Here is a 12041-nt window from a genome sequence, read left to right on the forward strand (position 1 = left end):
GGCAATTCGTACCGGTCAGGACTGGTTGTAGAACCCGGTCTCGGCGATCTTGCGCCGGTCCTCGGGCGAGACGTCGATGTCGGCGGGTGAGAGCAAGAACACCTTGGTGGCCACCTTGTCGAAGGAGCCACGCAATGCGAACGCCAGTCCGGCGGCGAAGTCGACGAGTCGCTTGGCGTCGTCGTTGGTCATGTTGACCAGGTCCATGATCACCGGATTGCCATCACGGAAGCGCTCACCGATGGTGCGTGCCTCACCGTAATCGGACGGACGCAGGGTGGTGATCTTGTGCAGCGGGCCGTCGGCGAAGACGCGCTCGAGGTCACCCCGGTCGGCCCCGCCCGGCCGCCCGGCGCCGGTCGCACGCAACGTCGCACCGCTAGAGCGCTGCAACGGCTCGAGCCGGGTGGCACGCACCCGCTCGGGCGACACTTCGGTGGCCGCTCGGACGCCACCGCCCGCGTAGGCGTACTCCGCGCCGGCGTAGCCGGGCTCGTATCCCTCGTAACCGCCCACCGCGTACCGCCGCTCCTCGGCGTAGACCTCGCGATCGCGTCCGGCCAAGCCGGCCTCCCGATCCCGGTAGCCGGCGTCGCGGTAATCGCCGTAGGCGGAGTCGGCGAGTGCCTCCTCCCGGTAGGACGAGTCGCCGTAGTAGTCGTCGCGGTAGGCGCGCTCTCGCGCGGCGGCCCGGACCGGGCCGGGGCCGGGCTCGTCGAGGTAGTCGTCCTCGTACTCGCTCGGAGGCACCATGCCGAAATATGCCTTGAACTTCTGCATCGTGGTCATGTGCTGGGCCTCTCTGGTCATCCGACGCTCACGAGCGGGTGTTGCAGCTGTTGCCGGTGTGTGAGCTGTTCTCGATGGTTCTCGTGTGACTTGTGTGATTACTGAGAGAGTATCGGCCGGGATCCCATGATCGCGGTACCGACACGCACACATGTCGAGCCGTATTCGACGGCGATCGCCATGTCGCCACTCATGCCGGCCGACAGCGCTGTCGCATCCGGATGCTCCCGCAGGAATCCCTCGCGGATGCGCGCGGTCGTCGCCATCCACTCCCGCACCTCACCGTGCGTCGGCGCGATGACCATCAAGCCCGCCAGCCGCAGCGACGGCGCGGCGACCACGCGCTGTGCGAGTTCGGGCAGCTCCGCCTCGATGACGCCACCCCGCGTCGGATCACCGTCGAGACTGACCTGACAGAACACCCCGAGCGGTTCGGTGCGCAGCTGCTCGTGCAACGCCGCCTGCGCCGCCGTCGCCAACTGGTCGACGAGCTTGTCGCGATCGACCGAATGCACCGAACGCGCCCAGCGCGCAACGGTTTTCGCCTTCTTGGTCTGCACGATGCCGATCATGTCGAAGACGGCTCCGCTGCTGTCGACGAGCTCACCGAGTTCGGCGATCTTGCGACTGGCCTCGGGTTCGCGGGACTCGCCGAACTCGCGCTCTCCCAGCTCGATCAGCCGCGCAACATCGGCGGCCGGAAAGAACTTGGTCACCACCAGCAGCTCGACGTCACCCGGCGCACGACCGGCGCGGGCGACGGCCGCGTCGAGTTCCCCGCGCACGGTGGCCAGGCGCTGCGCGAGCTCCTCGGTGCGCGGATCGCTCACCGGTCGATCCAGATGACCGAGGCCAGCCGACCCGTCGGTGCGCCGCGACGGTGACTGAACAGATCGGTGTCGGAGATGGTGCACCGCGGGTCGACGGCCACCGAGTTCACCCCGACGGCCAGCAACTGCCGCCGGATACCGGCCCGCAGATCCAGACCAGCGGTGCCCTTCGCGGTCCGGCAGGCGCTGCCGGGCAGGTGCTCCTCGACGTCGCGCTGCATCGCGTCGGGCACCTCGTAGCGCTCACCGCCGGCTGCCGGGCCGAGAAAGGCCCCGATGCGCTCGGGACGCGCGCCGAGCCGGATCATCGCGCGCAGGGTGGCCGGCACGATGCCGATGCGGGCACCGACGCGACCGGCGTGGACACCGGCGATGACACCGGCCTCGTCGTCGCTGAGCAACACCGGCACGCAATCGGCCGAGAGCACCGCGAGCGCCACCCCGGGCAGGGCGGTGACCAGTGCGTCGGTGGCCGGCACGCGGATCGACGGGCCCACCTTCTCGACGTCGGGTGCGGTGAACGTCGACTCGTAGACCACGGTCACGTTGCGGCTGTGGATCTGCTCCATCCACACCACCCGGGATTCGTCCACCCCGATCTGGCGGGCCAGCCGCGAACGATTGGCGGCGACCGCTGCGGGGTCGTCACCGACGTGATCGCCGAGATTGAAACTGTCGTAGGGCGCCTGCGAGCTGCCGCCGGCGCGGGTGGTGACCACCCGACGCACCCGAGCTGCCGTCGCCGGTCCGCCGGTCCCACCCATGACTATCGCTTCATGAAGGAGGGCACATCGACGTCGTCGTCGTCGAGGGTCACGTTGTTGCGACGCGGCCGCTCCGGTGTCGACGACGAGGCGAAGGGATCGCCCTGCCCCGACGGCATCTCGCCGAACAGGGGGTCGTTCTTCGCCGGCCGGGACACGTCGCCGGCCTGCGCGGCCCCGACCTTGCCCGCTCCGGCGGCGGGGGCGTCGGCACGCTTGCGCGGTGAGCCACCGTCGAAACCGGCGGCGATCACGGTCACCCGCACCTCGTCGCCGAGGTTGTCGTCGATCACCGTGCCGAAGATGATGTTCGCGTCCTCGTGGGCGGCCTCCTGGACCTGGGTCGCGGCGTTGTGGATCTCGAACAGACCGAGGTCACTGCCACCGGCGATCGAGATGAGCACACCACGCGCACCTTCCATCGACGCCTCGAGCAACGGCGAGTTGATCGCCGACTCGGCGGCCTTCTTCGCACGGTCCTCGCCGCGCGAGGAGCCGATCCCCATCAGGGCGCTGCCGGCATCGCTCATGACGCCCTTGACGTCGGCGAAGTCGACGTTGATCAGGCCCGGGGTGGTGATCAGGTCGGTGATGCCCTGCACGCCGTTGAGGAGCACCTCGTCGGCGCTGCGGAAGGCGTCCATCAGGCTCACCTGGGCGTCGCCGAGCTGCAGCAGACGGTCGTTGGGGATGACGATCAATGTGTCGCACGACTCGCGCAGCGCGGTGATCCCGGCTTCGGCCTGGCCGCCGCGGCGCTTGCCCTCGAATGCGAACGGTCGGGTCACCACGCCGACGGTCAGCGCACCGAGCTTGCGGGCGATCTGGGCCACCACCGGTGCACCACCGGTGCCGGTGCCGCCGCCCTCTCCCGCGGTCACGAAGACCATGTCGGCGCCCTTGAGGAGCTCCTCGATCTCGTCGCGGGCGTCCTCGGCCGCACGCCGGCCGACCTCTGGATCGGCACCGGCGCCGAGCCCACGGGTCGAGTCGCGTCCCACGTCGAGTTTGACGTCGGCGTCGCTCATCAACAGCGCTTGGGCATCGGTGTTGATGGCGATGAACTCCACCCCCTTGAGCCCCTGCTCGATCATGCGGTTCACGGCGTTGACGCCGCCGCCGCCGATGCCGACGACCTTGATCACGGCCAGGTAGTTGTGCGGTGGCGTCATGACGCTCGCCTTCCTCTTGTCGATCGCGAAACCCTAAACCTCAACCATAGATTCAGAGTTATGTCAAGTAGTGATGTTGGGATTGACGCTAGGCATCACCACCCCGGTGGGCCAGCAGGTGGCCCGGCGTGTCGCCAAACTCGTGTCCCCCGACACCGATTCGCACGGCGTCGACAGCGAATCCTCAGCGAAAGGCGGGGAAATTCGGCGCCGAGACGTTGTACTCGGTCGCCTTCTGGCTCAGGAGGTAGCCGAGAGTGCGCGCCTTCTCGTCGTTGCGGGTGTCGTCACCCCAGATGACCTTGCGGTTGCCGGTCAACGCGAATTCGATGTCCACCGGCGAATTCGCGATCACCCGCAGCACCAGCGCCGACAACTGCGGCGGCAGGTCTGCGGTCACCCCGAGCGCAGCCCGCGTCGTCGGATCGGCCGGGCCGGGGGTCGCGGTCTGCAACACCGGGAGTTTCTTGATCTCCGGCGGAATCGAAGAGTTCGGGTAAGTCAGATAGCCCACGCCGGACCGGTCGAGCACGTGCACCTTGTCGCCGTCGGGGACCACCGCGACCGGCACCCGTTCGATGACGGTGATCTGCAGGGTCGAGGGATAACTGCGCTGCACCCGCGCCGAGGAGATCGACGGGATGGCCGCGATCCGCCGGGCCACCGCCTCGGTGTCGACCTGCAGCAGCGGCGTACCGGGGGCCACCGCGGCGGCATCGAGGATCTGCGCCCCCGGAACGGTCCGGTTGTCACTGATCTCGGTGTTGCGCACCGACATCAGCGGCGTCAGGTAGGCGATGAGCACCAGACCCACGACCACCACGACGGTCAGGACGACGCCGAGAACGATCCGCGGACGACGCCGTTGCGGCAGCACACGCATCAGCGCTCACCGCCGCCCGTTCCCCCGGCGCCGGTACCACGATCCCCACCGGACGCGCGATGCGCGAGTGCGGCAAGGATTTCCGGGCCCTGCATGGTGATATCGCCCGCACCGAGGGTCAGCACCACGTCCCCCGGCCGCACCAGCCCGGCCACCGTGGTTGCCAGTGCGGACAAATCGGGCTCGAAGTGCGCCGCTCGCGTCATCCGCTCGACGATCATCCGGCCACTGACACCGGGTACCGGCTGCTCGCGCGCCCCGTACACATCGGCGACCACCACCGCATCGGCAAGGTCGAGCGCAGCAGCAAACTCGTCAGCGAATTCCTCTGTGCGCGAATACAAGTGGGGTTGGAATACCGCGACGACGCGGCGTCGGCGACCGGAGTCGTCGCCGTCGACCATGGCACGCGCGGCCGTCAGCACCGCGGTCACCTCGGTCGGATGATGGGCGTAATCGTCGAAGACCTCGACCACTCCCCCAGCGGCCGAACTTTGCCCGGCGCTGTCGTCGTCGACACCACCGCCCTCGACACCACCGTCGTCGATGCTCACGCGACCCTTGAATTCGAACCGCCGCCGCACACCGGCGAACGCCTCGATCCCCGCGATCACCGCCGAGAGATCACCGCCCGCACGGGTGGCAGCGACGATCGCGGCAATCGCGTTGCGCGCCATGTGGATTCCCGGGATCGTCAACGCCACCGAGCGGTCCGCGGAACTGTCCACCGCCGCGCCGGGATCGACGACCGGCGCGCCGAAGCGCACACCGATCTCGCTGCCGGCCGCCGTCGGCGTCCACGACGTCATCGTCGCCACCACCCGCACGCCGTCGGGAACCTCCACCTCCGGCGCGCCATAACCCAGCACCGACACGCCACGCTGCGTCAGAGACGCCGCGTGGCGCCGCGCAAGTGCGCAAGCGCCCGGATCGTCGAGACACACCACCAACGATCCACCCGGCTTGATCCGCGCAACGAACTCGTCGAACACCGCAACATAGCGCTCCACGGTGCCGAAGAAGTCGAGATGATCGACCTCGATGTTGGTGACCACCACGATGTCCGGGACGTATTCGAGCAGCGAGCCGTCACTCTCATCGGCCTCGGCCACGAACACCGACCCGCTGCCGTGATGGGCGTTGGTGCCCGACTCGTTGAGCTCACCGCCGATCGCGAACGACGGATCGAGGCCACAGTGCTGCAGCGCCACCACGGTCATCGAGGTGGTCGAGGTCTTGCCGTGCGTGCCCGCGATCAGCACCGAGCGGTACCCGACCATCAACTCCGCCAGCACATGCGGACGCAACAGGATCGGGATCCGGCGCGACCGCGCGGCAACGAGTTCCGGATTGGTCTTGGGGATCGCCGCGTGCGTCGTCACCACCACCGACGGACCGCCGGGGATCTGGTCCAGCGCCGAGGGATCGTGCCCCACCTGAATCAGGGCGCCACGTGTGCGCAACGCCAGGATGCCGCGACTGCTCTTGGCGTCCGACCCCGACACCTGGGAGCCCCGCGCGAGCAGGATGCGCGCCAAACCCGACATGCCCGCGCCACCGATACCGACCATGTGGACGCGGCGCAGGTGGTCGGGGAGCTCCCCGACCGCCGACCCCGACACGTCGCCGGTCATGGGTTCACCTCCATCGCCGGATCCCGCACGAGAACTCACGTCGGCACCAGGCGTGCCGACTCCCCAATTGTTCACTGCTCGGGGGCCGAAAGCGGCGAACGAAACGCGGCCGACAGCGGCTTACGATGCTCACCGGCGCGAAAACGCGCAGCCAGGTCCAGCGCCGCCCGCGCCACCTCGGTCGCCGCGTCGCGATGTCCGGTACCCGACGCGGCCGCCGACATCGCCGCCAGCCGTTCCGGATCCGACAACAGGGCTGGCACCTCCCGCGCCACCCAGTCGCTGGTGAGATCGTCGTTGTCGACGAGCAGCCCACCGCCCGCACGCACGACCGGCAACGCGTTGAGCCGCTGCTCACCGTTGCCATGCGGCAACGGCACATAGATCGCCGGGAGCCCGGTCGCCGACACCTCGGCCACCGTCATCGCACCCGACCGGCACACGACCAGGTCGGCCGCGGCATATGCGAGATCCATCCGCTTGAGATATCCGACACCCCGATACGGTGGTGCCCCCTCGGGCGAGACCGGATCGATCGAGTTCTTCGGTCCGTACGCATGCAGGACACCGATACCCGCGCGACCCAACGCCTCGGCCGCACCGGCCACCGCCGCATTGAGCTGCGCGGCACCCTGCGAGCCGCCGAACACCAGTAGCGTCGGAGCGTCCTCGTCGAGCCCGAAGTAATGACGAGCCTTGGCGCGCAACGCCATCCGATCCAACTCGGCGATCTGCCCGCGCACCGGGATACCTACCACCCGGGCGTCGGCGAGCCCCGAACCGTCCACCGCCGCAAGCACCACGTCGGCGAACCGTGCACCCACCTTGTTGGCAATACCCGCACTGGCATTCGCCTCATGGATCACCACCGGCAACCGCCGCTTGCCCCGCAGATGCGCCTGCGCCGCGAGATAGGCGGGAATCGACACATAACCGCCGAAACCGACGACGACGTCGGCATCCACCGCCGCCAGCGCCTTGCGTGCGGCTGCCACCGACCGGGCCAATCGCAGCGGGGTCTTCGCCAACTCCACACCCGGCTTACGCGGCAACGGCACCGGCGGGATCAACGACAACTCGTATCCACGCTCGGGAACCAGCGACGTCTCCAGCCCACGACTCGTCCCCAACGCGGTGATCCTGGCCTGGGGATCCAGACGCCGCACCGCGTCGGCGACCGCCAACGCAGGCTCGATGTGCCCGGCGGTACCGCCACCGGCCACCACCACCGAGAGCGGGCGAGAATCCGATCCCTCGGCCCGGGCAGCACCGTGCTCCTGTGATTCCATCGCGGGTCGTCAACTCCATTCCGCCGCCAGTCGGCGGGTCACACCGTCACGTCCAAACACGCACGTCCGCCTCAGCGGCGACGCGCCGTACCACTGGGATATCCGCGCGGCTGCGACCGCGACTGCGTACCCGAATATCCCGACCGGGGCCGCCACGAATGACCGGCCGAGTACCGCCCGCTCGCTTCGCTCCCGGCGCCCCAATAACTAGGCCCGCTCGCTTCGCTCCCGGCGCCTGCACGATACCTGCCGGCGCCCCGCGTCGCCCCCGCCGGGCGCACCGCCGTCTGACCGGCGGCGCCCGACCTGCGACCACCCGGCAGCACCCGGCGCCACATCGGTCGCTTGGCCTCCGGCGTCGGAGCCGGACCACGCCCCGGGCCCGGCCGTCCGCGACGCGCCGGCGCGGGCGTCGTGCCCGACCCCGAACGCCTGCCATCGAGTCGATCACGCAGTACCTCGGCGCGAGAAGGCTTGTAGGCCACCGGAGTCGGCAGGCGCAGGATCCGGCCCAGCCGTCCGGGCCTACTCGTGGACAACGCCACCACCGCTTCCGGTTCATGGCGGGCCGCGTTGGCCAACAACCCGAGCATCGCCAACACCGTCAGCGTCGACGTGCCGCCCGCCGACAACAACGGCAACTGGATGCCGGTCACCGGCAGCAGGCCGATCACGTATCCGATGTTGATCAGCGCCTGTGTGGTGATCAACACGGTGATCGTCGCCGTCATCAACCGCAGGAACGGATCGGTCGACCGGTGGGCGATGCGCAGACCGACGAAGGTGAAGATCACGAACAGCGCCACCACCAGCAGGCCCCCGATCAGCCCGAGTTCCTCCCCGATGATCGCGAAGATGAAGTCGTTGTGCGCGTTGGGCAGATAGTTCCATTTGGCACGACTCTGTCCGAGCCCCACCCCGAACACACCGCCGTTGGCCAGGGCGTAGGTCGCCTGACGGGCCTGGTATCCGGCGCCCTGCGGATCGTCGATACCGCCGAGGAAGCTCATCACGCGCTGCGAGCGATAGCCCTCGACCAAAGCCAGCACGATCGCGATGCCCGCACCCGTCAGCGCGAACGCGGAGAACACCTTGATCGGCAGACCCGCGAACCACAGCAGGGTGCCGATGATGATCGCGATGGTGATCGTGGTCGACAGGTTCGGCTCGAGGATGATCAGCAGACAGATCAGCAGACCGACCGGCAACAACGGGATCAGCAGTTCCTTCAGTGGTGCGTTGTCCCGACGCCGCGACGCCAGCAGATGCGCACCCCACACACAGAGCGCGACCTTCACCAGCTCCGACGGCTGCACCGACAGCCCCGAGATGACGAACCAGCGTCGGGCACCCTGGCTGAGTGTGCCCACCCCGGGGATCAGCACCAGCGCCAGCAGCACCGTCGTGATCACCATCAGGGGCGCGGCCATCCGGCGCAACAACCGCACCGGCAGTCGCAACGTCAGGTAGAAGACCACCACGCCCAGCAGCGCGAACACGACCTGCGTCGCGAACAGACCGTAGGCCGATCCATCCTGGGAATAACCCTCCACCGACGACGCCGAGAGCACCATCACCAGCCCGAACGCCGTCAACAAGAACGCCAGCGTCAGGATCAGGTGATACGACGCGAGCGGGCGGCCGAGCAGGCTGCGCGTACCCTCCGCGATCGTCGACAACGCCGTACCGACCATCTCGACCGGACCGGCCTGCGTTCGCGTGTCGGACGCTCGCGCATCCGCTCGGGACCGGGAGCGTCGTGCCGAGGGCTTGGTCTCCCTCGTCTCGGCGGCGTCGTCCTCGGCACCGTCGGTCGCGGCCCGGTCGTTCGCAGTACCGTCGGCGTCGGTGTGCGAGTGCACATCCGGGTCGTCGGCGGGTGCGTCGACATCGTCGGACGACCCGTCCGTCGACGCGGCGCTCATCGCCGCTGCGCCTGCGCGTCGACCGCCCCGCCCTCGCCGGCGAGCGACCGTGCGGCGTCGGCGAAGGCATCCCCGCGGCGACCGTAGCCGGCGAACATGTCCAGCGACGCGGCCGCGGGCGCCAGCAGGATCGCGTCGGGACGATCCTCGCCCCGGTGGGCAGCGGCGAGGGACCATGCGACGTGGACGGCACGATCCATCACCGCCACCGCGGCCTCGCCGGGTGCCGCTGCCGGTGCCGATGCGGATGCCGATGACACATCGGAGGTACCCGGGGCGCCGGAGGCACCCGGAGCTGCGGGCAAATCGACGCCCGACGGGAAGGAGAGCTCTCGCTGTACGGTCACGCAGCCATCGTCCCCTGTGAACACTGTGACGGTTGGGACTTCTGGGGCGTGTCGCGCGATCGCTGCGACAACCAGCTCGCGATCGCGCCCGATCGCGACGACGCCGGCGAGGCGATCGGCGACGGCGTCGAGCATGCTCGCCAGCGACGCGCCCTTGAGCAGGCCACCGGCGATCAGGACCACCCGGCGATGGGCGGCGATCGCCGCCTGCGCGGCATGCGGATTGGTCGCCTTGGAGTCGTCGACGAAGGCGATCCCGTCCCGCTCTGCAACGACCTCACCACGGTGTGCGGCCGGTCGGAACGCGGCCAGGGCCGATCGGATCGGGTCGGGGGTGATACCGATCGACCGGGCCAACGCCGCTGCGGCCAGGGCGTCGGCCAGACCGGACGGACCAGGTGGCCGGATAACCGCGGCGTCGGCGAGTGCGGTGCCCGCTGCCATTCCGACCCCTGCCACCCCGCCTGCTTCGCCGAACGCGCGGTCGACCAGTTCCCCGTCGCGAACCCCGAGTTCACCGTCGGCGGGCGCCGACAGCGTGAACCCGACCCGCCGGCCCACGACCGGCAACGCTGCGGCGATGGGATCGTCGAGCCCGACGACCCCGACGACCCCGTGCAGGGCGATCTGCTTGGCCTGCGCATAGGCGTCGAAGGACCCGTGCCAGTCGAGGTGATCGTCGGCGACGTTCAGCACGACACCGGCACTCGGCGCGATCGACGGTGCCCAATACAGCTGGAATGACGAGAGTTCTGCGCAGAGCACGTCGACGCGGGGCCTCTCGGCCATGGCGTCGAGCACCGGGAGCCCGATGTTGCCGCACGCTGCGCAGGCACGCCCGGACGCGGCGACGATGTCGGCGAGCATCGAGGTCGTCGTCGTCTTCCCGTTGGTGCCGGTGACGACCAGCCAGGTACGCGGGGGTCCGTAGATGCCGGCTGCGTCGAGTTGCCAGGCGAGTTCGACCTCACCCCAGATGGGGAGGCCTGCGGCGCGTGCGGTGGCGGGGAGCGGGTGGTCGGGAGCGAAGCCCGGCGACACGATGACCAGGTCGGTGCGTTCCGCCCAGGTCGGATCGGCGAGTAGGTCGGCGACGGCGATCAGCCGAGCCCCGCGGTCGACCATGGCCGAGGCCCCGGCGATGGCGCCCACCCCCGCGGTGGTGACGCGGTCGTCGGCGATGGTGACCTGCGCGCCCAGATCGAGCAGATGACGTGCCGCCGACATCCCGGCCGACCCGCCACCGGCGACGAGCACCGACCGGCCCGGCAGCGGTGCCCCGGAGTGGGGCGTCGCACTCATCGTCTCAGCCCTTGACGGCCAGGAATTCGCCGTAGAACAGCGAGAGCCCCAGCGCACAGGCGATGGCCGTCAACAGCCAGAACCGGATGATCACCGTCGTCTCCGCCCAACCACCGAGCTCGAAGTGGTGGTGGAACGGCGCCATCCGGAACACCCGTCGTCCGGTGGTCCGGAAGAACGCGATCTGGATGACCACCGACACGATCTCGGCGACGAACAGGGCACCGATCACGACGGCGAGCAACTCGGTGCGGGTGGTGATGGACAGTCCGGCGAGCATGCCACCGAGCGCCAGTGACCCGGTGTCGCCCATGAAGATCTTGGCCGGTGCGGCATTCCACCAGAGGAACCCCAGGCAGGCTCCGCCACCGGCGACCGCGATCAGCGCCAGATCCAGCGGATCGCGCACGTTGTAGCAACCCTGGGGGATGTCGTTGGCCGGCTTCGCCCCGCCCGAGCAGGCGTTGACGAACTGGAAGAAGGCCACCAGCACGTAGGAGCCGAGCACCATCGCCATCGAGCCGGCGGCCAGGCCGTCGAGGCCGTCGGTGAAATTGACGGCGTTCGACCACGCGGCGACCACCAGCCAGACGAAGACGACGAAGGCCACCGACACCATCGAGATCGCGTCGATGTCGCGGACGTAGGACAGGTACGGTCCGGCCGGGGTGAGACCGGCGTTGTTACGGAACTGCAGCACCAGGATGCCGAACAGGATCGCGGCGATGAACTGCCCGATCGATTTGGCGGTCTTGTTGAGTCCCAGGTTGCGATGCTTACGGATCTTGATGAAGTCGTCGAGGAATCCGACACCGCCCAATGCCGTTGCGAGCCCGAGCACGAGCAATCCCGATGCGCTCGGCCCGGCGTCGGAGTCCATGAACACCCCGGCCAGGTGGGCACCGAAATAACCGGCCCACAAGGCGATCAGGATCGCGACGCCGCCCATGGACGGGGTGCCTCGTTTGGTCTGGTGGCTCTGCGGGCCCTCGACCCGGATCTCCTGACCGAAGCCCTGCCGCGAGAACAACCGGATCAGCAACGGGGTGAGCATGATCGACACCGCCACCGCGATGGCCCCCGCGATGAGGATCTGGGTCACCTGA

10 protein-coding genes are annotated in these 12041 nt (G+C 69.0%); all 10 read right to left on the reverse strand.

Annotation, left to right across the window (positions count from 1 at the left end; translation table 11 throughout):
- Positions 1-15: 15 nt before the first annotated feature.
- The 10 genes from sepF to mraY all read right to left on the reverse strand — a co-directional run bounded on the left by sepF (position 16) and on the right by mraY (position 12037).
- Positions 16-789, reverse strand: a complete 774-nt coding sequence (gene sepF / locus P3L18_RS00775; protein ID WP_211545310.1) for a cell division protein SepF — start codon at positions 787-789, stop codon at positions 16-18.
- A 98-nt stretch (positions 790-887) separates the two neighbouring features.
- Positions 888-1619 (reverse strand): YggS family pyridoxal phosphate-dependent enzyme, encoded by a 732-nt coding sequence (locus P3L18_RS00780; protein WP_276112965.1) that lies wholly within the window; start codon positions 1617-1619, stop codon positions 888-890.
- Positions 1616-2383 carry a peptidoglycan editing factor PgeF gene (gene pgeF / locus P3L18_RS00785; RefSeq protein ID WP_276112966.1) on the reverse strand — a complete coding sequence of 256 codons (768 nt, stop codon included), beginning with the start codon at positions 2381-2383 and terminating at the stop codon, positions 1616-1618. The genes P3L18_RS00780 and pgeF overlap by 4 nt, the downstream gene beginning before the upstream one ends.
- Before the next feature lie 2 nt (positions 2384-2385).
- A complete protein-coding gene (gene ftsZ, locus P3L18_RS00790) occupies positions 2386-3555 on the reverse strand; it encodes a cell division protein FtsZ (protein WP_006370500.1) in 1170 nt (389 codons plus the stop codon).
- Between the two features lie 184 nt (positions 3556-3739).
- Positions 3740-4438 (reverse strand): FtsQ-type POTRA domain-containing protein, encoded by a 699-nt coding sequence (locus tag P3L18_RS00795; protein WP_006370501.1) that lies wholly within the window; start codon positions 4436-4438, stop codon positions 3740-3742.
- Entirely contained in the window at positions 4438-6072 is a 1635-nt protein-coding gene (gene murC, locus P3L18_RS00800) for a UDP-N-acetylmuramate--L-alanine ligase (protein ID WP_079930105.1), read from the reverse strand. The genes P3L18_RS00795 and murC overlap by 1 nt, the downstream gene beginning before the upstream one ends.
- 71 nt (positions 6073-6143) lie before the next feature.
- Complete coding sequence (gene murG / locus P3L18_RS00805) at positions 6144-7361, reverse strand: undecaprenyldiphospho-muramoylpentapeptide beta-N-acetylglucosaminyltransferase (protein ID WP_006370503.1); 1218 nt, start codon at positions 7359-7361, stop codon at positions 6144-6146.
- A 71-nt stretch (positions 7362-7432) separates the two neighbouring features.
- A complete protein-coding gene (gene ftsW, locus P3L18_RS00810) occupies positions 7433-9286 on the reverse strand; it encodes a putative lipid II flippase FtsW (protein WP_276112967.1) in 1854 nt (617 codons plus the stop codon).
- Positions 9283-10935, reverse strand: coding sequence for a UDP-N-acetylmuramoyl-L-alanine--D-glutamate ligase (gene murD, locus P3L18_RS00815; protein ID WP_276112968.1), 1653 nt, complete (start codon positions 10933-10935; stop codon positions 9283-9285). The genes ftsW and murD overlap by 4 nt, the downstream gene beginning before the upstream one ends.
- Positions 10936-10939: 4 nt before the next feature.
- On the reverse strand, positions 10940-12037 hold the full coding sequence (mraY, locus tag P3L18_RS00820) for a phospho-N-acetylmuramoyl-pentapeptide-transferase (protein ID WP_006370506.1): 1098 nt from the start codon (positions 12035-12037) through the stop codon (positions 10940-10942).
- Positions 12038-12041: the final 4 nt, after the last annotated feature.

The organism is Gordonia sp. N1V, from assembly GCF_029269935.1.
In the GTDB taxonomy this organism is placed as follows: domain Bacteria; phylum Actinomycetota; class Actinomycetes; order Mycobacteriales; family Mycobacteriaceae; genus Gordonia; species Gordonia polyisoprenivorans.